Source organism: Streptomyces zaomyceticus (genome assembly GCF_014656215.1).
GTDB lineage: Bacteria > Actinomycetota > Actinomycetes > Streptomycetales > Streptomycetaceae > Streptomyces > Streptomyces zaomyceticus.
In genome coordinates this window covers 65,861-87,762 of sequence record NZ_BNBZ01000030.1, presented here as the reverse complement: position 1 = coordinate 87,762, position 21,902 = coordinate 65,861, and the positions used below count along the sequence as shown (strand labels likewise).

The following is a 21,902-nucleotide window of genomic DNA, read 5'->3' as shown; positions in this document are numbered from 1 at the left end:
ACCGCGTCAAGGGCGCCTGACGGCGTCGCTTGCGCGATGGGCAAGCCCACCCTTGACCCGGCAACGGAGACCGCCCATAAACACTCGGAGGGCGGCCCGGGGTGGGCGCCACGCCGGGGCCCGGGCATCGGCGGGGGCGTGGATTGCGGCTGTGGGGCCGGTGGGTGGGGGCTGGGTCGGTTGTCGGGGTGGGTGGGTGTGGTGCGGTGGGCTGGTGGTGCGCGGTTGTTGAATGGGGCAGCCGGGGCGGGCTCAGCGGGTGGCAGTGGCTCTCTGGTGGGGCTTCAGGCCCCGCTGGTCACTCTTGGTGGGTGGGGAGTGGAGTAACTGCACTCTTCTCGGACCAGGCCAGCCAAAGAATGCCCTCAAAGGGGGCACATCACCCACGCAGGGTGGAGTAACTACAAGTAACTCTCACCGCCCGCCGCTCACCACCCACGAACACGGACCAGCGGGGCCTGAAGCCCCACCACGCTCGACCGGCACCCGCTGAACCGAGCCGCGCCACCCCATTCAACAACCGCGCACCCCCCACCGACCGGACCGTGTCCACCCACCCCGGCCACTGGCCCAGCCCCCACCCACCGGCCCGGCAGCCGCATCCCATGCCCCCGCCGATGCCCGGACCGGTTGCGTGGACGTCTCCCCCGGCCGCCCTCCGAGTGTGAAAAGGCGGTCTCCGGCACCGGGTCAAGGGTGGGCTTGCCCATCGCGCAAGCGACGCCGTCAGGCGCCCTTGACGCGGTGACGGAGACCGCCACACTCGGAAAGAGGGCGGCCGCACGTCACACACCCGAACCCGGCCCACCCCCAGCACCCCGCCCGAACTCCGACCGGCCGGCAAGCACGGTCAGGCCTGAATCGCCGCCGCCCCCGCGAGCTCCAGCTCGAAGACGATGTCCGACCCTCCGCTCTCGTTCGCCTTCTCGCTCACCCGCGTGAAGCCAGCGCCCTCGACCGTCGCCAGCGACGCGGTGTTGTCGGAGCGGATCGTGGCCCGCACCAGTCTGACGTCGGGTTCCGCGGTCGCCCTCGCGAGGAGTGCCTTCACCATCGCTCGGGCGTAGCCCTGGCGGCGGTACCGGGGTGCGACCGTGTAGCCGATCTCCAGGACGCCCGCCTCGCTCGGCGGGCCGTGGAAGCCCGCGTCGCCGACGACCGTTCCGTCCGGCTCCGAGACCGCGGCCCGCGCGATCCAGGGTGCCGCCGACGGGTCCCTGGCGATCTGCTCGGCGCGGTAGCCGAAGATGTGGCGCGACCTCTCGGAGACGAAGTACTCGTCGAGCGCGACCCCGGCCTCGGCGCTGCCGCCGGACAGGTCGCCTTCGGCCAGTGCCCGCAGCGTCCTCTCGCCGAGTTCGACGAAGCGGACGTTCTTGGTGGTGGAAGATTCGTTGTTCATCGCGGAGATGCTCACCCAGTGCCCGAGCACTGTCCATCGGATTACGCCCGTCCACGGCCATCTCCGCCCTCTCCGCCCTCTCGGCCCTCTCCGCTCTCTCCGCTCTCCCCCGCGGACGGACACTCGGCTGCGTTGCCGACTCCCGGAAGCCCAGGCCCGTGGGACCGCCGTGATGGCGCAGAATCAGCCGCCTCAGCAAGATCGTCCGAGCGGAGCGGGGAATCACGGTATGCGGGTGCTGTTGTCGACGTACGGGGCGCGTGGAAGCGTCGAGCCGATGGTGGGGCTCGCGGTGCGGCTGCGGGAGTTCGGGGCGGAGGTGCGGGTGTGTGCGCCGCCGGACGAGGAGTTCGTGGAGCTGTTCGCCGGTGCCGGGGTGGAGATGGTGCCGACCGGAGCTCCGGTGCGGCCGCTGGTGACCACGGTGGTTCCGGGTTCGGCGGCGGGCCTGGCGGAGCGGGCGGCGGCGTTGATCGGCGCCCAGTTCGGCACGGTCGCCGCCGCGGCCGAGGGCTGTGACGCGTTGCTCGCGACCGGCCCGTTGCCGGTGACGGCCGGTGCGCGGTCGGTGGCCGAGAAGCTGGGCATCCGGTACGTGCATGTGGGCCACCAGCCCGTCGCTCTGCCCTCGCCCCACCAGCCGCCGCCCGCGCGGCGCGGCCGGCCCCTGCCTCCGGGGGTGACGGACCACCGGGAGCTGTGGGAGGAGGACGCGCGGATCGCCGACGCCATGTTCGGTGCGGAGATCAACGCCCGCCGGGCGGAGATCGGTCTGGCCCCGGTGGCCGGCGTCCGCGACTACGCCTTCACCGACTCTCCCTGGCTGGCGACGGACCCGGTGCTGAGCCCGTGGCAGGGTTCGGGGCTCGCCGTCGTCCAGACCGGCGCGTGGTTCCGGCCGGACGCCCGTCCGCTCCCGGCCGGGCTGACGGCCTTCCTGGACGCGGGGCCGGCCCCGGTGTTCGTGGGCTTCGGCAGCATGCCCGTCGCGCCCGCGGCGGATGTCGCCCGCACGGCCGTCGAGGCGATCCGCGCGCGGGGCCTGCGCGCGGTCGTCTCACGCGGCTACGCCGGGCTCGACCGCATCGACGACAAGGACGACTGTTTCGCCGTCGGCGAGGTCGACCACCGGGCCCTGTTCGCCCGGGTGGCCGCGGTCGTGCACCACGGCAGCGCGGGCACGACGACGACGGCCGCCCGGGCGGGTGTGCCCCAGGTGGTGGTTCCCCAGGGCGCGGACCAGCCGTACTGGGCGGAGCGGGTGACCGCTCTGGGGATCGGCGTCGGTGTCGCGAGCCGTGCGGCGGTGCACGACGGTCCGGTGCTGACGGCGGAGTCCCTCACGGGGGCGCTCGCGGCGGTCTCGCACCCTCGCGTCCGTGCCCGGGCGGCGGCCGTCGCCGCGACGGTCCGTACCGACGGGACGGCGGTGGCGGCGAGGCTGCTGCTCGACGCGGTCGGCTGACCCGCCCCCCTCACCGCCGTACCCCCGGAGACCCCTGGGCCGTCTCTTCCGGATCCTGCCAGGCAAGATCCGGAAGAGACGGCCCAGGCCGGAAGAGACGGCCTAGGCCGGGAACCTCCGGCTCACCCATCCCCACGAGACCTCCAGCAGCACTCCTCCCGCCGCCGCGATCGCCACCGCCGTCCACGGCATCGTCACGCCGACCAGCTTCAGCGCGAAGAAGTCCTGGAGCCAGGGCACGACGAGGACGAGGAGGAAGGCGCCACCCATCGTGGCGACCAGGACGAGGCGCCACCAGGTGTAGGGGCGGGCGATGATCGCCAGGACCCACATCGAGACCAGGAAGAGGGTGAGGGTGGCGGCGCTGGTCTCGGCCGCCAGGGCGTCCGGGCCCGTGTAGTGGTGGCGGGCCAGGAGGTAGGTGGTGAAGGTGGCCGCCGCCGCGATGACGCCGCCGGGGATCGCGTACCGCATGACCCGGCGTACGAAGTTCGGCTTCGCCCGTTCCTTGTTGGGGGCGAGTGCGAGGAAGAACGCCGGGACGCCGATCGTCAGGGTCGAGAGGAGCGTCAGGTGGCGGGGGAGGAAGGGGTACTCGACCTGTGAGCAGACCACCAGGACCGCCAGCAGGACCGAGTACACCGTCTTGGTGAGGAAGAGGGTGGCGACCCGGGTGATGTTGCCGATGACCCGGCGGCCCTCCGCCACGACGGACGGGAGGGTCGCGAAGCTGTTGTTCAGCAGCACGATCTGGGCGACCGCCCTCGTCGCCTCCGAGCCGGAGCCCATCGAGACGCCGATGTCGGCGTCCTTGAGGGCGAGGACGTCGTTCACCCCGTCGCCGGTCATGGCGACGGTGTGTCCGTGCGACTGGAGCGCCGCGACCATGTCGCGCTTCTGCTGCGGTGTGACCCGGCCGAAGACGGCGTTCTCGTCGAGGACCTTCGCCATCTCCTCCCGGTCGGTGGGCAGGTGCCGGGCGTCGACGGTGTGATCGGCGCCGGGCATGTCGAGCTTGCCCGCCACCGCGCCGACCGAGACCGCGTTGTCGCCGGAGATGACCTTGGTGGCGACGTTCTGGTCGGCGAAGTAGGCGAGGGTGTCGGCGGCGTCGGGCCGCAGCCGCTGTTCCAGGACGACGAGTGCGGTCGGGCGGGCGTCGGTGGCGACCGCGGGGTCGTCGAGCTCATGGGTCGTACGGGCGAGGAGGAGGACCCGCAGGCCCTGTTCGTTGAGGTGGTCGATCTCCGTGAGGACGGGGTCTTCCGCGGTGAGAAGGACATCGGGAGCGCCGAGCAGCCAGGTCGAGTTCTCGCCGTCGCCCTCGCTGAAGGCGGCTCCGCTGTACTTGCGGGCCGACGAGAAGGGCAGGGCCTCCGTGCAGCGCCACTCCACGGTTTCCGGGTAGGCGTCGATGATGGCCTGGAGGGAGGCGTTGGGGCGCGGGTCGGATTCGCCGAGGGCGCCGAGCACCTTCCGTACGTAGGTCTCGTCGGAGCCGTTCAGGGGCCGCAGCTCCGTGACGTCCATGCCGCCCTCGGTGAGCGTGCCCGTCTTGTCGAGGCATACGACATCGACGCGGGCGAGGCCCTCGATGGCGGGCAGCTCCTGCACCAGGCACTGTTTGCGGCCCAGCCGTACGACTCCGATCGCGAAGGCGACCGAGGTGAGCAGGACGAGTCCCTCGGGGATCATCGGGACGATGCCGCCGACGGTGCGGGCGACGGCGTCCTTGAAGTTGTCGTCCTTGACGACGAGCTGGCTGATGACGAGCCCGATCGCGGTGGGGATCATCATCCACGTCACGTACTTGAGGATGGTGGAGATGCCGCTGCGCAGCTCGGAGTGGACGAGGGTGAAGCGGGAGGCCTCTTCGGCGAGCTGTGCCGCGTAGGCCTCGCGGCCGACCTTGGTGGCGGTGAAGGCGCCGCCGCCGGCGACGACGAACGAGCCCGACATCATCCGGTCGCCGGGCTTCTTCACGACGGGGTCGGCCTCGCCGGTCAGCAGGGATTCGTCGATCTCCAGGCTGTCGGCCTCGGCGACCTCGCCGTCGACGACGACCTTGTCTCCGGGACCGAGCTCGATGAGATCACCGAGGACGATCTCCGAGGTGGAGAGTTCGGCGGCCACGCCGTCGCGCCGGACGGTCGGTTTCGCCTCGCCGATGACGGCGAGTCCGTCGAGGGTCTTCTTGGCGCGGAGTTCCTGGACGATGCCGATGCCGGTGTTGGCGATGATCACGAAGCCGAAGAGGCTGTCCTGGATCGGTGCGACGCAGAGCATGATCACCCACAGCACGCCGATGATGGCGTTGAAGCGGGTGAAGACGTTGGCGCGGACGATGTCGGTGGTGGAGCGGGAGCTCCGTACCGGTACGTCGTTGACCTCGCCGCGCGCGACGCGTTCGGCGACCTCGGCCGAGGTGAGTCCGGCGGGGCGGTGGACGACGGGCGGGGGTGGTCCGGCTTTCGCCGTCTCGCTGCCATCCGTGTCGATCTTCGCCCGCTGAGTCATGTTTTCGACGGTACGACCGGAATCGAGCGTTCACCTGCCGAGAAGGGCGAAGATCAGACCGCAGGAGGACGGGAACGGTGGGAAATGGTCCCCCGGTGCTACGCGCCGGGGTGTGCCCCTTGCCGCCGGAGGCCGGCTCGGGCCAGGCAAGATCCGGAAGAGACGGCCTAGGCGCCGGGGGTCGGCTCGGAGCCGGGGGTCGCGCCGGCCGTCTCCGCCGCCCGCGCCGCCGCGTGCCGCTTGATCGCCGCGTCGCGCTTCCGTACGTACCAGATGCCGATCAGGCCGAGGCCCGCTCCGGCCAGGCAGGTCCACACCCACCAGGTCAGGTCCCGGTCGTCGAACCAGCCGTAGAACGGGACCTGGACGAGGAAGAGGACGAACCAGAGGATCGTTCCGCCGGTGATGGTGGCGACGACGGGCCCTTCGAGGGGCTCGGGTGCCTCGTGCTTCGGTGTCCACTTCGCCATGGGAGCCAGTCTAGGTGTCGGGAATTCATATCTACGCGCGGAGATAGACGCTCACTCGTTCATGTGTTCATACTGAAACGGTTTGCCTCTGGCGGGTTTCCCTCGTACGAACACACAACGACGTGACATACGAGCACGTGGACCGCCATCGGACGTCTCCCCCATGAGGAACCCCATGAGCACCACGGCCACCGCCAAGGCCATGCCCCCCGAGCCTTCCGCTCCCCAGGAGCCGGCCTCGGGTCTCGACCGCTACTTCAAGATCTCGGAGCGCGGCTCGACCGTCGCCCGCGAGGTCCGCGGCGGCTTCGCCACCTTCTTCGCGATGGCCTACATCATCGTGCTGAACCCGATCATCCTCGGCAGCGCCAAGGACATGCACGGGCACCAGCTCGACAGCGGCCAGCTCGTCACCGCCACCGTCCTCACGGCAGCGTTCTCGACGCTCCTCATGGGAGTCATCGGCAACGTCCCGATCGCCCTCGCCGCCGGCCTCGGCGTCAACACCGTCGTCGCGCTCCAGCTCGCGCCGAAGATGTCCTGGCCCGACGCCATGGGCATGGTCGTCCTCGCCGGTGTCGTCGTGATGCTGCTGGTCGCGACCGGTCTGCGTGAGCGCGTGATGAACGCGGTCCCGGTCGGCCTGCGCAAGGGCATCGCGATCGGCATCGGCCTCTTCATCATGCTGATCGGCCTCGTCGACTCGGGCTTCGTCTCCCGCATCCCCGACGCCGCGCACACCACCGTCCCGCTCCAGCTGGGCGGCGACGGTCACCTCACCGGCTGGCCGGTGCTCGTCTTCGTCCTGGGCACGCTCCTCACCCTGGCCCTGATCATCCGCAAGGTGCCGGGCGCGATCCTCATCTCCATCGTCGTCATGACGATCGTGGCGATGGCGATCAACGCGGTCGCGACCGTCCCCTCCTGGGGTCTGACCACCCCGGAGTGGCCGGGCAACCCGGTCGCCTCCCCCGACTTCGGTCTGGTCGGCGAGGTGAGCCTCTTCGGCGGCTTCGAGAAGGTCGGCTACCTGACCGGCGTCCTCTTCGTCTTCACCGTGCTGCTGTCCTGCTTCTTCGACGCCATGGGCACGATCCTGGGCGTCGGCGACGAGGCCAAGCTGATCGACCGGGACGGAAACTTCCCCGGCATCAACAAGGTCCTGCTCGTGGACGGCCTGGCCGTCGCCTCCGGCGGCGCGACCTCCTCCTCGGCCACCACCTGCTTCGTGGAGTCCACGGCGGGCGTCGGCGAGGGCGCGCGGACGGGTCTGGCCTCGGTCGTGACCGGCGGCCTGTTCTCGGTGGCGCTGTTCCTCACGCCGCTGGCGACGATGGTGCCGTCCCAGGCGGCCACGCCCGCGCTGCTCGCGGTCGGCTTCCTGATCCTGGCCGGTTCGATCAAGGACATCGACTGGAGCGACTACACCATCGCGGTGCCGGCGTTCCTCGCCATGGTGATGATGCCGTTCACCTACTCGATCACGAACGGCATCGGCATCGGCTTCATCGCGTTCAGCGTGCTGCGTCTCGCGGCCGGCCGGGGCCGCGAGGTCCCGGTGGCCATGTACGTGGTGTCGGCGGTCTTCGTCTTCTACTACGCGATGCCGGCGCTCGGCCTCACGTGATCGCAGGGGGCGTCGGCCGCCGTGCCGCCCGTCGCCCCTTCGGCCGCGGCCGCGTCGGCCGCGCCCGCGCCCGCGGCGTCCCCGTAGAACTTCTCCGTCTCGTCGACGGCGGTCTTGAACCGCTCGTCGAAATCCTCGCGAATGAGCGTCCGGACGACATAGTCCTGGACGCTCATTCCTCTTTTCGCGGCGTGACTTCTGAGCCGGTCGAGCAGCTCACCGTCGATGCGCAGGCTGAGCACTGTCGATCCCATGCCGTTCAGGGTCGGGGCACGCGGGGCCTCTTTGCGTCACTTTCCGGATCCGACTCACTCGTTTGGGTGATACATGGATGCCGAAGCGTGATCTGCGCGCATCCGGTTCACGCAGGGGTGCCGCCGTACGGGTGTGACGCGCGCTACGTAGGCGCGTTCCCGTTGGTATTTAGACAGAGTAATGAGTTAGGCTAACAAACATGCCAGACCTGTCCCACGGGACCGCCGATGACGACGCGGCCGTGAACGCGCTCCGCTCCTCCGTCATGCGACTCGGCCGACGCCTCAAGCACCAGCGCGTCGACGAGTCGCTGAGCCCCACCGAGATGTCGGTGCTCGGCACCCTCGCGCTCTGCGGCTCCGCCACACCCGGCGAACTCGCCCGCAAGGAGCACGTGCAGCCGCCGTCGATGACCCGCATCGTCGCGCTGCTCGAAGCCAAGGGACTGGTCCGGCTGGAGCCGCACCCCGACGACCGCCGGCAGAAGGTGGTCAGCCAGACCGAGCAGGCCGAAGCCATGCTCGAAGAGTCCCGCCGCAAGCGGAACGCCTGGCTGGCATCCCTCGCCGAGGGCCTGGCCGAGGACGAGTGGGCCAAGCTGCGCGCGGCCGCTCCCGTCCTGGAGAAGCTCGCCCACCTGTAGTCCACGCGCCAAGGAGGCGACGCACTTTGAGTACGGGACCCGGAGCAGACTCCGCACCCGTCCACAAACCCACCCTCGACACCCGGGGGCGGAGGGAAACCTTCTCTTCGCTCAGGATCCGTAACTACCGGCTGTTCTTCACCGGCGCGATCGTCTCCAACACCGGCACCTGGATGGCCCGCATCACCCAGGACTGGCTGGTGCTGAGCCTCACCGGCTCCGCCGCCGCCGTCGGCATCACGACGGCCCTGCAGTTCCTGCCGATGCTGCTCTTCGGGCTGTACGGCGGCGTCATAGCCGACCGCTACCCCAAGCGGCAGCTCCTCCTCTTCAGCCAGGCCGCCCTCGGACTGTGCGGCATCGCGCTCGCCGTCCTCACCCTCTCCGGCAACATCCAGGTCTGGCACGTCTACCTGATCGCCTTCCTCCTCGGCATGGTGACGGTCGTCGACAACCCGGCCCGGCAGGCCTACGTCTCCGAGATGGTCGGCCCCGACCAGCTCCGCAACGCCGTCTCCCTCAACTCGGCGAACTTCCAGTCCGCGCGGCTCGTCGGCCCCGCCGTCGCCGGTGTCCTCATCGCCGGAGTCGGCAGCGGGTGGGCCTTCCTCCTGAACGGCCTCTCCTTCCTCGCACCCGTCGTGAGCCTCCTGCTCATGCGGACGAGCGAACTCCACAAGGTGGAGCGCGCCCCGCGCGGCAAGGGCCAGCTCCGGGAGGGCCTGCGGTACGTGGCCGGGCGGCCGGACCTGATCTGGCCGATCGTCCTCGTCGGCTTCATCGGCACCTTCGGCTTCAACTTCCCGATCTGGCTCACCGCCTTCTCCGGCGACGTCTTCCACGTCGGCGCGGGCACGTACGGCTTCCTCAACACCCTGATGGCCGCAGGCTCCCTCGTCGGCGCCCTCGCGGCCGCCCGGCGCGGCTCGACCCGACTGCGGATGCTGGTGCTCGCGGCGGGCGTCTTCGGCGTCCTGGAGATCGCGGCGGCCCTGTCGCCGGCGTTCTGGCTCTTCGCGCTGCTGCTCGTACCGATCGGCATGATCGGCCTCACGGTCAACATCACCGCGAACTCCGCCGTCCAGATGGCGACGGACCCGGCCATGCGGGGCCGCGTCATGAGCCTCTACATGATGGTCTTCGCCGGCGGCACGCCGATCGGCGCACCGCTCCTCGGCTGGGTCACCGACACCTACGGCGCCCGCGTCGGCTTCGCCACCGGCGGAGTGATCTCGCTGGCGGCGGCGGTCGTCGTCGGCCTGGTCCTGGCCAGGGTCGGCGGCCTCAAGGTCGCCTGGGCCTGGCGGCACGGACACCCGCAGGTGAGGTTCGTGGCACGCGAGCGCCTGGCCACAGCAGCGTAGCCCTCGGGCGGGCGGCGACCGGGGCACACCTCGGCCGCCGCCGCCCTCGGCCCGATTCCGGGGCCCACCCGAATTCGGCCGGCCCGGAATCGGGCCCGCCTCCCCCCAGCCCGGCCTCGGAGTCGCCGGGACCTCGGGCCGGACCGGAGGTCGCGAGCCGTAGGTCCGGGACTACGGACCAGAGGTCCCGGACCGTAGTCCCGGGCCGGAGGGGCGGCCCGGCTCGGGCGCGGTCCGGGCCGGAGCACCCCGGACCGGGACGCCCCTGACCGGACCGGAGGTCCCTGGCCCCGACCGGAGGTCCCGGCACGTTTCAGACGCGCTCTTCCAGGATCTGGCCCGGCCAGTCGCCGACCGCGAAGGTTTCCGTGCGGGTGAAGCCCCGGGCCTCGTAGTACTCGACGAGCCGGCCCCCGCCGCCCGCGAAGCAGTCCACCCGCAGCAGTGACACCCCCCGCCTCCGGGTCTCCTCCACCGCGTGCGCCAGCAGGGCCGCGCCCACTCCCTGCCCGTGGAAGCGCGCGTCGGTCGCGAGGAGTCGTACGTACACCTCCGGCTCGTCCGCCGGCTCGACGTACTGGCCCGGGTGCGGCGTCAGCGTCATGGTCCCCGCCGGTACGCCGTCGACCTCGGCGAGCCACGGGTCACCCGCGGCCATCGTGTCCTCGACCTGCTTCACCGCCTTCGGCCGTCCGGAGAACGGCTCGGTGCCCCACTGGGCGGTGATCCCTCTGCCGTTGAGCCACACCACGGCGCTGTCGAGCACACCGAGTACCGCGGGGAGGTCCTCCGCCCCGCCCTTCCTGATGGAGATCGTCATCGGGCCAAACTATCCGTACAACCATTCGAAGTGATGGGGGGTCATCAAGGTCGTACCGATCAGGCTGGGGAGGAACACACCTTGCGCACAACTGTCTCTCGTCGTCGTGTCCCGATGTCCGTGGGAGTCGTCCTGGCGGTGGTCGCGGCCGGTCCGGTCCTCGCCCCGGCGGCCTTCGCCGCGGCACCGGCGGCGGTGACGGCACCCGCCGCCCCGACCGCCGCCCCGATCCCGGTCCCGTTCCTGGCCTCCGGCGGAGAGGTGATCGGCGCGGGCACCACCGGCTTCCTCACCCGGGACGCCGACGGGGTCGCGCGCTGGACCCGGTACGCGGACGGCGTCTCCACCGTGGTCGACACGACCGGCGGCAGGGTCTTCGGGTCCGCCTCGGACTCCGTGGTCGTCACATGGCCGAAGCTGCAGCGGTACGGCACCGAGAAGGCCGTCGTGCGCGACATGGCCACCGGCGCCGCCCCCGTCACGTACTCCGCCTTCGACGGGGCGGTCACGGCCGCGGTGGGCTCGGCGGTGTTCGACGACGGCCACGGCGCGCACCCGATCCTCAGCACCCAGCAGGGCGGCGTCACGACCTCCGGCCGGGTGGCCGGCATGACCGACGGCCAGACGACCGAGTTCTCCGTCGCGGACAGCCTGCCGGGTACCGCCCTCGGGTACTACGACGTCCTCGACCCCGTCGGACCGCGCAGGCTGGTGGTCGTCGACATCGCCACCGCCCGCGTCGTCCAGGAGTACACCGCTGCCGAGGGCGCGACGCTCGGCGGCGGCGCCACGATCACGCGGGACCGCGTCGACTGGACGGAGACCCTGAACGGCACGACCTTCCTCGCGTCGGCGAAGCGCGGCTCGGCCGAGGTGACCCGCGTGCCGCTCGCCGGTGACGTTCCGAGCCGACTCATGGGCGCCCTGGGCGGCGACTGGCTGGTGTTCGGAGGCGGGCAGCAGGGCGTCGTGGCCCGCCCCCTGACGGACGGGACCCCCGTCAAGCTCCTCGACCACGCCGAGAGCGTCATGAAGGCCGCCGACGGCACCCTGCTCGCCGTCGGAACGACCGCCGCCCGCGGTACGGGCGTGTACCGGCTCGCGGTCGAGGACGGGAAGCCGACCGCGGTGCTGATCGCCTCCACCGGCGGGCAGCCCGGATCCACCACCCCCCTCACCTACACCGGCCACAGCGTCCCGGCCACCCTCGGCCTCGACGGCGTCGCCAAGACCCGGCTGGGCTGGAAGTTCTCCACCACCGAGGCGGACCTCTCGATCGAGCTCCATCGCAAGGAGGGAGGCCGCTTCACGACGACCGTCCGCCCTCGTGAGACCGGCACCGGAGTCCTCCCCGACGGCTCGCTGGGCTTCGACTGGACCGGGGAACTGGGCCGCGACACCTACCGTTCGTCCGCTCCCGCCGGGGAGTACGAGTGGACGGTGACGGCCAGGCCCTGGAACGGGATGCCGTCGGTCACGGCCTCCGGCACGTTCACGGTGAACCGCACGCCCCAGGCGCACGACTACACGAGCAACGGCTCGCCCGACCTCTTCGCGCGCCGGACGGACGGCAACCTCGACGCGATCGACACGCTCTGGGACGACGCCACAGGGCGGCTGATCGTCGCGGCCACCCTTGGCTCGACGGTGTGGACCGGGGACTGGAACCGCTACGACCGCGTCGAGGCCGTCGGCGACATCGCCGGTTCCACGGCCGTCGACACCGTCGCCCGGGACAAGGCCGGATACCTGTGGCTGCACGTCGCCGACCCGTCGGCCACCGCCCAACCCGTACGGATCGGCGGCGGGTGGAACACGTACACCCAGCTCACCGGCGGCAGCGACCTGACCGGTGACGGCCGGGCCGACCTCGTCGCCGTCGACAAGCTCGGCGACCTCTACCTGTACAAGGCGAACGGCTCCACCACGGCCCCGTTCGAACCGCGCAAGAAGATCGGCCACGGCTGGGGGATCTACCACCAGCTCACCGCCACCGGGAACATCGGCGGCAACCCCACCGGAGACCTCGTCGCCCTCGACAAGGACGGCGTCCTCTGGACGTACCTCGGCAAGGGCGACGGCACGTTCGCGCCGCGCACGAAGATCGGCGGCGGCTGGAACGTGTACGCCGACATCGTCGGCATCGGCGACGGCAACAAGGACGGCCGCCCCGACGTGTACGCCCGGACGCCCGCGGGCACCGGCACCGCCTTCTTCTACGCCGGTACGGGCGACTGGAAGGCCCCGTTCAAGCCGCGCGGCTCCACCGGGGCCGGCGTGGCGTCGCCGCACGACCCGGCGTACAACCAGGTCTCCTGACCCGGCCGTACAACCATTCGACGAGGTGGCGGGTCAGAAGAGGCACGTATATGTGGTCAGGGGAGGAATACGCCTTGCGTGCTGCTTTGTCTCGTCGACGTCTCTCGGTGTCGGTGGCGGTGGTCCTCGCCGCGGTGACCGCCGGGTCCCTCACCGCCCCGGCCGCCGCCGCACCCACGCCGACCGCGGCGGCCGTCACCGCTGTCCAGGCCGCCGCCGAGCCGGTCCCGGCACCCTTCCTGGCGCTGGGGGGCGAGCTCAGGGGAGCGGGGACCACCGGCTTCCTCTCCGAGGGCAGTGACGGCAGGACCCGCTGGACGCGGTACGCGGACGGGGTGTCGACGGTCATCGAGAAGAGCCACTACGGCCGGGTCCTCGGCTCCGGCTCGGACACCGTGGTGGTGGTGAACCAGGAGACGTTCGAGACACCCGCCCGATCGGCGACGGTGTACGACATGGCGACCGGCGCTCCGCCGGTCACCATCAGGATCGACCACCTGCCGGAGGTCGGCGGCGCCGCGGGCGGGACGGTCCTCGCGCAGACCTTCGGAGGGGCCACCCTGAGCCTGGTCGGCTCGGACGGGGGCACGGCGACCACCCGCGAGGTGACGGGCATGACCGTCCCGAAGGGCTGGCTGTCCGGCAGGCTGAACGACGCGGCCCTCGCGCACTACTACGACGCCGACACCAACGGCAGCAGGATCGGTGTCGTGGACTTCGCCACCGCGCGGGTCGTCGACTCCTACGGGCTGGTCGGCCCGACCGTCGAGTACTTCCCGCAGAACACGTACCTCTCGCCGAAGCGTGTCGCGTGGCTGGAGACCGAGCGGGGCAAGCCCGTTCTCGTCACAGCCGTCCGGGGGCGGAAGGAGACCGTGCGGACCCCACTCGGTCTCGAGATGGTCGCGAGCGTCACCGGCGGGCTGGTGGGAGACGACTGGTTCGCCTTCGCCGCCGACCTCTTCGACCCATCCGACGCGAAGGTCCCGACTGCGTTCACCGCCCGCTCCCTGACGGACGGGGCCACGGTCGAGCTGCTCGACCACGCACGGAGCGTCACTGAGGGCCCCGACGGCACCCTGCTCGTCCTCGGCGACACCGCGGCACACGGCGAGGGCGTCTACCGGGTCGCGGTCGGCGCGGACGGGAAGCCGGCCGCCGAACTGGTCGCCTCCACGGCGGAGCCGGACGACGCGACCGTCCCCGTCACCTACGTCGGCGGCGGCGTCCCGGCCCTGCTCGATCTGGACGGACTCAGCCGGACCCGCCTGACCTGGCAGTTCTCCTCGGCCAGGGCGGACTTCTCCGTGGAGCTCACGAGCAGGGCGACGGGCGAGGTCTTCCGGCGGGCCCTCCCGCCCGTCTCCGGTTCCACCGGCACCGGGGTCCTCCCGGACGGCCGTGTCCGTCTGGAATGGGCCGGCGAGGTGGAGGACTCCCGGGAGGAGGCGAGCCCCGCGCCCAACGGCGCCTACGGGTGGAAGGTGACCGCGAAGCCGTGGAACGGGAAGCCGACCGCCACCGCGACCGGCACCTTCACGGTGGTCCGCACCCCCCAGCCGCACGACTACGGCGACAACGGCTCGCCCGACCTGCTCGCCCGCACCACGATCGGTGCCATGCGCTGGATCGACACGCGCTGGGACGACGAGTCCGGCCGGCTCGTCGAGGTGAAGGACGCGGGCGGGTTCTCCGAGAACGGCTGGCAGACCTACGACCGCGTCGAGTCAGTCGGCGACGTCGCGGGTGCGGCGGCTGGCGACGCGATCGCCCGCCAGGCGAACGGCGACCTCTGGCTCCACCAGGGGAGGGGAACGACCGTGGGGCGTTCCTTCGAGCCGCGGGTGCGCGTGGGCGGCGGCTGGCAGATCTACGACCGGCTCACCGGCGGCAGCGATCTGACCGGTGACGGCCGGGCCGACCTGGTCGCCGTCGACAGGGCCGGCGACCTCTACCTGTACGCGGGCACGGGGAAGGCCACCGCTCCCTTCGCGCCCCGGAGGAAGACCGGCCACGGCTGGGGGATCTACAACGAGATCACCGCCGTCGGCGACATCGGCGGGAGCCCGGCGGGGGACCTCGTCGCACGCGACGGGGCGGGCGTGCTGTGGCTGTACCTCGGCAAGGGTGACGGCACGTTCGCGACGCGGACGAGGATCGGCGGCGGCTGGAACGCGTACACGGACATCGTCGGCATCGGCGACGCCGACGAGGACGGCCGGCCCGACCTGTACGCCCGGACGTCGACGAACACGGCCTACCTCTACGCCGGTACGGGCGACCCGAAGGCGCCGTTCAAGCCGCGGTCCGCCAGCCGGGCCGGTGTCCGGGCTGGCACGGGGACGGGGTACGGCCAGGTCTCCTGACCCGGGAGACCCGGCCCGGGCGCGGAGGACCCGGGAGACCCGGCCCGGGCGCGGAGGACCCGAGAGACCCGGCCCGGGTGCCCCGCACCCGGGCCGCCGTCCTGCCAGACTTTCCCCATGAGGCTCTTCGCCGCCGTCGTGCCGCCCTCCGCGCGGCAGGACGAACTCGGACACGTCGTCGACCGTCTGCACCGGCTGCCCGGTGCGGACGGGCTCCGCTGGACCTCGCGGCCCGGCTGGCATCTCACGCTCGCCTTCATGGGGGAGGTCGACGAGGAGCTGCTGCCCGAGCTGCGGGTCCGGCTGGCGCGGGCCGCGCACCGCACACCGCCGCTCGGGCTGCGCTTGCACGGCGGTGGGCACTTCGGGCGTCGCGCCCTGTGGACGGGCGTGGCCGGTGACCTGGACGAGCTGCGGCTGCTCGCCGAGCGCGCGGACGCCGCCGCGCGCCGGGCGGGGGTCCCGATGGACGAGCACCGCCGCTACCAGGCGCACCTGACGGTGGCCCGCGCACGGGGCGGCGACGCGGACCTCCGCCCGTTCCTCGACGGGCTCGGCACCTTCGAGGGCAGCCGCTGGGAGGCGGGCGAGCTCACCCTCGTGCGCTCGAACCTGCCGGTGAGCGGGGTGCGGGGCGAGCAGCCCCGGTACGAGCGGGTCGACGGCTGGCCCCTTGAAGGGACGGCGGGCCGGCCGGGTTAACCTCGACGGGTGGACCCCAAGACTCGTAACCGCATCATGGCCGGCGTGCTCGTAATCATGTTCGCGATCATCGCGGTGGCCTCCGTGACCGGCCAGTAGCCGTCGACCGCCCTCGGCGCCCGGCGTCCGCCACCCCGTGGGAACCCTCTTGCTTCGAGCGCGCTCGAAGCAGTTGGCTTGGCGTTCATGGAGTACACGCAGCTCGGACGCACCGGACTCAAGGTCAGCCGACTCGTCCTCGGGACGATGAACTTCGGACCCCAGACGGACGAAGCCACCAGCCACGCCATCATGGACACGGCGCTGGACGCGGGGCTCAACTTCTTCGACACGGCCAACGTGTACGGGTGGGGTGAGAACAAGGGCCGGACCGAGGAGATCGTCGGCTCCTGGTTCGCCCGGGGCGACGGCCGCCGTGACCGCACCGTCCTCGCCACCAAGGTCTACGGGAACATGGGCGCCGACGGCGAGGCCTGGCCCAACCACGACAAGCTCTCTGCGGTGAACATCCGCCGCGCGGTCGAGGCCAGCCTCAAGCGCCTCGGCACGGACCACATCGACGTCTACCAGTTCCACCACATCGACCGCTCGACGCCCTTCGAGGAGATCTGGCAGGCGGTCGACGTCCTCATCCAGCAGGGCAAGATCCTCTACGCAGGCTCCTCCAACTTCCCCGGCTACAAGATCGCCCAGGCCAACGAGACCGCCGCCCGGCGCGGCGCGGTCGGCCTCGTCAGCGAGCAGTGCCTCTACAACCTCTTCGAGCGGCGCGCGGAGATGGAGGTCATCCCGGCCGCGCAGGAGTACGGCCTCGGGGTCATCCCCTGGTCGCCGCTGCACGGCGGCCTGCTCGGCGGCGTCCTGAAGAAGGAGGCCGAGGGCAAGCGGCGCACGGAGGGACGCGCGGCGGCCACGCTCGCCGATCCGACGTCCCGGGCCCAGCTCCAGGCCTACGAGGACCTGCTCGACAAGCACGGCCTCGAACCGGGCGAGGCGGCCCTCGCGTGGCTGCTCACCCGCCCCGGGGTGACCGGCCCGATCGTCGGCCCGCGTACGCCCGAGCAGCTGACGAGTGCGCTGCGCGCCCTGGAGGTGGAGCTGAGCACGGAGGTCCTCTCCGCCCTGGACGAGATCTTCCCGGGCCCGGGCCCGTCCCCGGAGGCCTTCGCCTGGTGACGTCCCGAACGGGAGCGCCCCGGCTGGGAGTGGGCCGGTCGTAGGGGGCCCGGCGGGGACGGGTCCGGTTGTACGGGGCCCGGTCCTGCCCGGACCCGGCGCGAAGGGTCCCGGGCCGGCCCGGGACCCTTCGCGCCCGACCCCCCGTCGTCAGGGCGCGCCGAGCCAGCTCGTGGCGTCCAGGCGGAAGGCCGTCTCCGCGGGGACGACGTGCCGCAGGGCCGCCTCCATGTCCCGGACGCGGTCCGCGCCGAGGGTCGCGGCCCATTCCGCCCGTAGTTCGTCGAAGATCGCGGCGGAGCGGGCGAGGGCCTCGTACCCCCGTGGGGTGAGGTGGACGAGTTTGCGGCGGGCGTCGGCGGGGTCGTCGGCGCGCTCGGCGTAGCCGAGGGCGAGCAGCCGGTCGACGGTCTTGCCGGCGGCCTGCTTGGAGACTCCGAGGTGCCGGCCGATCTCGCTGGCGGTGGCGCCCCGGGCGCCGACGGCCTGCATGGCGAAGCCGTGGGCGGGACGCAGGTCGGGGTGGCCTTCGGCGGCGAGGCGGGTGTGGAGCCGGTCGATGAGAGTGCGGAAGCCGCCGAAGAGGAGCAGGGGCAGTTCGTAGCCCCGGCCTTCCCCCTTGCCCTTATCGACAACCTGGTTTACGTTTTCTCCCACCTCATGGTCAACCATGTTGTCGATTCTATCCCCATCGGAGACACCGTGCCCGTCGACATGTCCACCCGCACCGCCAACGCCGTCGCCCTCCTCAAGGAGTCCCCCGAAACCCTCGACGCCTTCCTGGAGCTCAGCCGGACCTTCGAGTCCACCACCCTCGACCCGCACTCCCGCGAGACGGTGATCCTGACCGTCGCCGGCCGCAACCAGTGCCACCTCTGCGTCGACATGCACGAGGCCAGGATGGCCGCCCTGGGCCCCGCCCCCGACCCCGAACGGCTCGCCGCCGTCCGCCTCTTCACCCTCCGGGTCCTCGCCTCCTCCGGCGCGGTGAGCGACGAGGAGCTGGCCGCCTTCCACGCGCACGGCTACACCCGCCGCAACGCACTGGAGGTCGTCCTCGGCATCGGCGCGTACACCCTCTCGACCTTCGCCAACCGCCTCACCCGAGCCGCCTGACAGTCGCCCAAAGCCCTTTCAGAGGAGGGCAGTTGAGCCCTACCCTGATCCTCCGCCGCACGGGGGACACAGGGGGGAACCATGGAAGCGGAACGTGTACTGCCGCGTGAGTACCGGATCAGACCCGGCCGGCTGACCGGCGTCTACCTCTCGGTGGGCATCGGCGTACCCGCCGCGGCGCTGCCGATCTGGAGCGACGAGGACATCCCCGGCCGGGTGAAGTGGCTCATCACCCTGCTGCTGCTCGCCTTCCTCGGCTGGCTCGTCCTGGCCGCCCGGAACTGCGCCACCTCCGCCGACCTCAAGGGCATCCGGGTCCGCGGCATGGTCAAGAACCGCCGGCTCGCCTGGGAGGACATCCACGACATCCGGGCCGTGCCCAATCCCTCCGCGGGGATGGGCCAGGGGCAGCCGCGGACCATCTCGTTCATGTACGGGCACGACGGCCGCCGGATCCAGCTCATGTACGTGGACGACAACAACGTCGCCGTCGAACGGGAGATCGCCGCGCTCCGGGCCGCCTGGGAAGGCCTGCGCGGAGCCGACTGGGCCCCCGGCGCCGAGGCCGACCGGCGGATCGCCAGGAAGGCCGGCCGCGAGGGCTCCGTCGTCACGGCGATGTCCTGGGCCCTCATCTCGGTCCTCGCCGCCACCGTCCTCTTCGTCGCCCTGCTGTTCACCGAGGACTCCGCCATGAGCCCCGAGTGGATCCTGATCACCCCCGTGGTGACCTTCTTCGTCGTCTGGATCGGCTCACGCCTGCGCAACGGGAGTCGGTGAGTCAGCCGGTGCCGGGGCCGGGCGACCCGTAGCGGTACGGACCGCCCAGGCCCCACGCCTGGTGCATCGCGCCGGCGAAGGCGGCGGCCAGCTTGTGCTCGCCCGTCGGACCCGGGTGCGTGCCGTCGTAGGTGTCCTCGTCGAGGTCGTACGACTCCGGGACCGTCGCCAGGAGCAGCGGCGAGGCGGCCGTGTCCAGATCGGCGACCGCCTTCGCGAGCAGCACGTTGAAGCGGTCGCACTCCGCCGCGAAGGGCGCGTCGTAGCCGGCGCGCACATTGGGGATGACCGGCAGGAGGACGGCCCGGACGTGCGGGTTCGCGGCGCGGGCCGCCGCGACGAACGCCCGGACGTTCTCCTCGGTCTGCTCGCTGTTCGTGTAGAAGCCCAAGTCGATCAGGCCCAGCGAGATCAGCAGTACGTCGGCCCCGGTCTCCGTGACCGTCCCGCCGATCACCGGCGCCATGTGCAGCCAGCCCTCGCCCCAGCCGGCCAGATGGCGCCGGGCGGGGGCGGGGAACGCCGGGTCGGCGTAGGCCTCCGAGGCGGCCGCGTCGACGGCCGCCTCGTAGAGGGCGGTGCGGGGGCCGACGATCTCGTACCCGCCGGGGAGCGTGGACTCCAGGTGCCGCCACATGCGGTACCGCCAGGTCCAGTCGCCGGCGCGTCCGATGGTCATGCTGTCGCCGACGAACAGAAAACGCATGGTCACATCATCGCGGACGGCCTCCCCGGCCTGCGACGTGATCCGGGACACGGGCCGCGGCGCTCACCGGTCGAGGAAGGCCCCGACCGTCTCCGTGAACCGCTCCGCGTCGTCGTGCCAGGGGAAGTGCCCGGCCCCGTCCAGGACGGCGAAGGCCGACTTCGGGAACAGCTCCGCGTACGCGGCCGCCGTCGGAACCGGGGTGTTCACGTCCCCCTCCCCGGCCACCACGAGCACCGGCCGCGCGAACTCCGCGAACACCGCGCGCGTGCCCGCCGGATCGAAGGCGCCCTCGCCAGCGAAGACACCCGCGCCCTCACGGTTCCGCTGCCCCTCCCCCGCGGCGTACCGCTCCCGCGCCGCCTCGTCCCAGGTCCCGTGGAAGAACGGCGCCACCGCCCCGAAGGACTCCGCCGTGCCGCGCCCCGCCGTGACGTCCTCGAGCGCCGCGTACGCCGGGCCGAACCACGGCTCGTCCTGCCGCAGCCGCGCCGCCGCGAGCCGCTCCTCCGGAGCCGTGTCGAGCCCCACGGCCGCCGTGCCGGGGGTGACGAGCACGAGCCGGTCGACGCGCTCCGGGTGGCGGGTCACGTACAGGGCGGCCAGGTTCGCGCCCGCCGAATGCCCGAGGACGTCGACGGTGTCCAGGCCGAGGTGTGCGCGGAGCGCCTCCACGTCGTCGACGAGCCGGTCGCAGCGGTACGAGGCCGGGTCCTCCGGCACCGCGGACGCGCCCGTGCCCCTGAGGTCGAGCCGGATCACCCGCCGGTGCGCGGTGAGACCGCCGAGGTCGCCGAGATAGGCGGAGTCCTGGAGCGGACCGCCGGGGAGGCAGAGCAGCGGGACGCCGGTACCGGTGCCGGACACGTGGAAGGCGAGGCTCGTGCCGTCGGGCGCGGTGAAGGACCGCGAGGAGGGCGACGGCGGGAAGGGCGCCTGCGGGGAAGGCGTCTGCGGGGCGGAGGACTGCGAGGGGGACGTCCGTGGAACGGGGGTAGCCATGGGCGTGACCCTGACAGTGGCTCAGGGGCAGGTCAAGGAGGTTTCGGGGTCGGCCGACCAGGCCCTCCTCGCCTCGTCGTGGCAGGCTGGGGGACATGCGATCTGCTCTGTGCGCCCTCGGCGCGGCGGCGGCCCTGGTGCTGCTCCCGGCCGGTCCCGCCCTTGCCGAAGGGCAGGAGCCGGACCGGGACTTCACCATCGAGGACTCCCGCATCACCGAGTCCAGCGGCCTCGCGGCGAGCCGGGCCCACCCCGGGATCTACTGGACGCACAACGACCAGGACGCACCCCTGATCTACGGCATCGACTCCCGTACGGGCGAGACGGTCGCGACCCTGACCATGCAGGGTGTCGGCACCCCGCGCGACATGGAGGCGATCGCCGTCGGCCCGGACGGCGACATCTACGTCGGCGACATCGGCGACAACCTCGACGGCTCCTGGGACCACGTCTGGGTCTACCGCTTCCCCGAGCCGAAGGTCCTCAAGGACCAGAAGGTGGCCGCGAAGCAGTACGTCGTGAAGTACGCCGACGGGGCGCGCAACGCCGAGGCCCTGATGGTCCACCCGAAGACCGGCCGGGTGTACATCGCGAGCAAGAACGAGGACGGCGGCGGTCTGTACGCGGGCCCGGAGCGGCTCTCCTCGTCCGGGACGAACGTCTTCCGGCGGATCGACGAGGTCCCGTGGGTGACCGACGGCGCGTTCTCACCGGACGGTGACCGTCTGGTCCTGCGCGGCTACCTCATGGCCCGCGAGTACGTGTGGAAGGACGGGCGCCTCGGCGACGGGGGCACCTCGATCGGCGCCGGGTTCCAGGGCCAGGCGGAATCGGTGACGTACACACGGGACGGCTCGGCGTTCATGCTCGGCTCCGAGGGCGCGAAGAGCCGGGTGGTGCGGCTGGAGCGGCAGGACGCCGGCCGCCCCTCGGAGAAGCCGGGCGGCAGCCCGGACGCGCCGGGCGCCCCGCAGTCGCCGCAGTCCCCGGCCGCCGACGGCGAGAAGGGGAACGTCACCGTCGGCTTCCTGGTCCTCGCGGGCGCCTTCGTCCTCGTCTTCGGCATCAAGCGGCTGCTGCGGCGGGGCTGAACCCCGCGGGCATCACGGCCGACCCCGGAGGGGTCGACCCCGGAGCGGCCGACCGCACACGGTCGTACGACGGAGGGCCCG

General features: G+C 71.9%; 19 protein-coding genes. 11 read left to right on the top strand and 8 right to left on the bottom strand.

The features are described 5' to 3' along the window. Window positions 1-850 precede the first annotated feature (850 nt). The gene (locus tag IE311_RS29625) at window positions 851-1,402 is read right to left on the bottom strand and encodes a GNAT family N-acetyltransferase (RefSeq protein ID WP_189834911.1); all 552 of its coding nucleotides are present in this window, start codon (window positions 1,400-1,402) and stop codon (window positions 851-853) included. 229 nt (window positions 1,403-1,631) lie between these two features. On the opposite strand from IE311_RS29625, the gene IE311_RS29620 reads away from it, so the two are divergent. Next, a complete protein-coding gene (locus IE311_RS29620) occupies window positions 1,632-2,867 on the top strand; it encodes a glycosyltransferase (protein ID WP_189834910.1) in 1,236 nt (411 codons plus the stop codon). 102 nt (window positions 2,868-2,969) lie between these two features. Here the strand turns inward: IE311_RS29620 and IE311_RS29615 are convergent, their stop codons facing one another. Together IE311_RS29615 and IE311_RS29610 are read right to left on the bottom strand one after the other, a co-directional pair. Continuing rightward, window positions 2,970-5,384 carry a cation-translocating P-type ATPase gene (locus IE311_RS29615; RefSeq protein WP_189834909.1) on the bottom strand — a complete coding sequence of 805 codons (2,415 nt, stop codon included), beginning with the start codon at window positions 5,382-5,384 and terminating at the stop codon, window positions 2,970-2,972. Window positions 5,385-5,551: 167 nt separating this feature from the next. Then, window positions 5,552-5,854 carry a DUF2530 domain-containing protein gene (locus IE311_RS29610; RefSeq protein WP_189834908.1) on the bottom strand — a complete coding sequence of 101 codons (303 nt, stop codon included), beginning with the start codon at window positions 5,852-5,854 and terminating at the stop codon, window positions 5,552-5,554. A gap of 175 nt (window positions 5,855-6,029) precedes the next feature. On the opposite strand from IE311_RS29610, the gene IE311_RS29605 reads away from it, so the two are divergent. Beyond that, window positions 6,030-7,481 (top strand): NCS2 family permease, encoded by a 1,452-nt coding sequence (locus IE311_RS29605; protein WP_189834907.1) that lies wholly within the window; start codon window positions 6,030-6,032, stop codon window positions 7,479-7,481. Here IE311_RS29605 and IE311_RS29600 read toward each other — a convergent pair. Beyond that, window positions 7,451-7,735, bottom strand: a complete 285-nt coding sequence (locus tag IE311_RS29600) for a hypothetical protein (protein WP_189834906.1) — start codon at window positions 7,733-7,735, stop codon at window positions 7,451-7,453. The two genes, IE311_RS29605 and IE311_RS29600, sit on opposite strands and share 31 nt — an antisense overlap. 200 nt (window positions 7,736-7,935) lie before the next feature. On the opposite strand from IE311_RS29600, the gene IE311_RS29595 reads away from it, so the two are divergent. Together IE311_RS29595 and IE311_RS29590 are read left to right on the top strand one after the other, a co-directional pair. Further along, window positions 7,936-8,379, top strand: coding sequence for a MarR family winged helix-turn-helix transcriptional regulator (locus IE311_RS29595; protein ID WP_189834905.1), 444 nt, complete (start codon window positions 7,936-7,938; stop codon window positions 8,377-8,379). 26 nt (window positions 8,380-8,405) lie between these two features. Next, on the top strand, window positions 8,406-9,743 hold the full coding sequence (locus tag IE311_RS29590) for an MFS transporter (protein ID WP_189834904.1): 1,338 nt from the start codon (window positions 8,406-8,408) through the stop codon (window positions 9,741-9,743). A gap of 313 nt (window positions 9,744-10,056) precedes the next feature. Here IE311_RS29590 and IE311_RS29585 read toward each other — a convergent pair whose 3' ends face one another. Then, window positions 10,057-10,563: a GNAT family N-acetyltransferase gene (locus IE311_RS29585; protein WP_189834903.1), complete on the bottom strand. Its 507-nt coding sequence runs from the start codon at window positions 10,561-10,563 to the stop codon at window positions 10,057-10,059. Window positions 10,564-10,677: 114 nt separating this feature from the next. Between IE311_RS29585 and IE311_RS29580 the strand changes: the two genes are divergently transcribed. From IE311_RS29580 to IE311_RS29565, 4 genes are all read left to right on the top strand, one after another. Next, the gene (locus IE311_RS29580; RefSeq protein ID WP_189834902.1) at window positions 10,678-12,882 is read left to right on the top strand and encodes an FG-GAP repeat domain-containing protein; all 2,205 of its coding nucleotides are present in this window, start codon (window positions 10,678-10,680) and stop codon (window positions 12,880-12,882) included. Window positions 12,883-12,968: 86 nt separating this feature from the next. Continuing rightward, window positions 12,969-15,248, top strand: a complete 2,280-nt coding sequence (locus tag IE311_RS29575) for an FG-GAP repeat domain-containing protein (RefSeq protein WP_189834901.1) — start codon at window positions 12,969-12,971, stop codon at window positions 15,246-15,248. Window positions 15,249-15,365: 117 nt separating this feature from the next. Then, window positions 15,366-15,950: an RNA 2',3'-cyclic phosphodiesterase gene (gene thpR / locus IE311_RS29570; protein WP_189834900.1), complete on the top strand. Its 585-nt coding sequence runs from the start codon at window positions 15,366-15,368 to the stop codon at window positions 15,948-15,950. Between the two features lie 186 nt (window positions 15,951-16,136). After that, window positions 16,137-17,126: an aldo/keto reductase gene (locus IE311_RS29565; protein ID WP_189834899.1), complete on the top strand. Its 990-nt coding sequence runs from the start codon at window positions 16,137-16,139 to the stop codon at window positions 17,124-17,126. 150 nt (window positions 17,127-17,276) lie between these two features. On the opposite strand, the gene IE311_RS29560 is transcribed toward IE311_RS29565, so the two are convergent. Next, window positions 17,277-17,798, bottom strand: coding sequence for a MarR family winged helix-turn-helix transcriptional regulator (locus IE311_RS29560; RefSeq protein WP_189834898.1), 522 nt, complete (start codon window positions 17,796-17,798; stop codon window positions 17,277-17,279). 42 nt (window positions 17,799-17,840) lie between these two features. On the opposite strand from IE311_RS29560, the gene IE311_RS29555 reads away from it, so the two are divergent. Together IE311_RS29555 and IE311_RS29550 are read left to right on the top strand one after the other, a co-directional pair. Continuing rightward, window positions 17,841-18,242: a carboxymuconolactone decarboxylase family protein gene (locus IE311_RS29555; RefSeq protein ID WP_229902242.1), complete on the top strand. Its 402-nt coding sequence runs from the start codon at window positions 17,841-17,843 to the stop codon at window positions 18,240-18,242. An 81-nt stretch (window positions 18,243-18,323) separates the two neighbouring features. Further along, the gene (locus IE311_RS29550; protein ID WP_189834896.1) at window positions 18,324-19,022 is read left to right on the top strand and encodes a PH domain-containing protein; all 699 of its coding nucleotides are present in this window, start codon (window positions 18,324-18,326) and stop codon (window positions 19,020-19,022) included. A 1-nt stretch (window position 19,023) separates the two neighbouring features. On the opposite strand, the gene IE311_RS29545 is transcribed toward IE311_RS29550, so the two are convergent. Further along, window positions 19,024-19,728 carry a GDSL-type esterase/lipase family protein gene (locus tag IE311_RS29545; protein ID WP_189834895.1) on the bottom strand — a complete coding sequence of 235 codons (705 nt, stop codon included), beginning with the start codon at window positions 19,726-19,728 and terminating at the stop codon, window positions 19,024-19,026. A gap of 63 nt (window positions 19,729-19,791) precedes the next feature. After that, window positions 19,792-20,730: an alpha/beta fold hydrolase gene (locus IE311_RS29540; RefSeq protein ID WP_189834894.1), complete on the bottom strand. Its 939-nt coding sequence runs from the start codon at window positions 20,728-20,730 to the stop codon at window positions 19,792-19,794. Between the two features lie 95 nt (window positions 20,731-20,825). Between IE311_RS29540 and IE311_RS29535 the strand changes: the two genes are divergently transcribed. Then, window positions 20,826-21,821: a YncE family protein gene (locus IE311_RS29535; protein WP_189834893.1), complete on the top strand. Its 996-nt coding sequence runs from the start codon at window positions 20,826-20,828 to the stop codon at window positions 21,819-21,821. Window positions 21,822-21,902 lie beyond the last annotated feature (81 nt).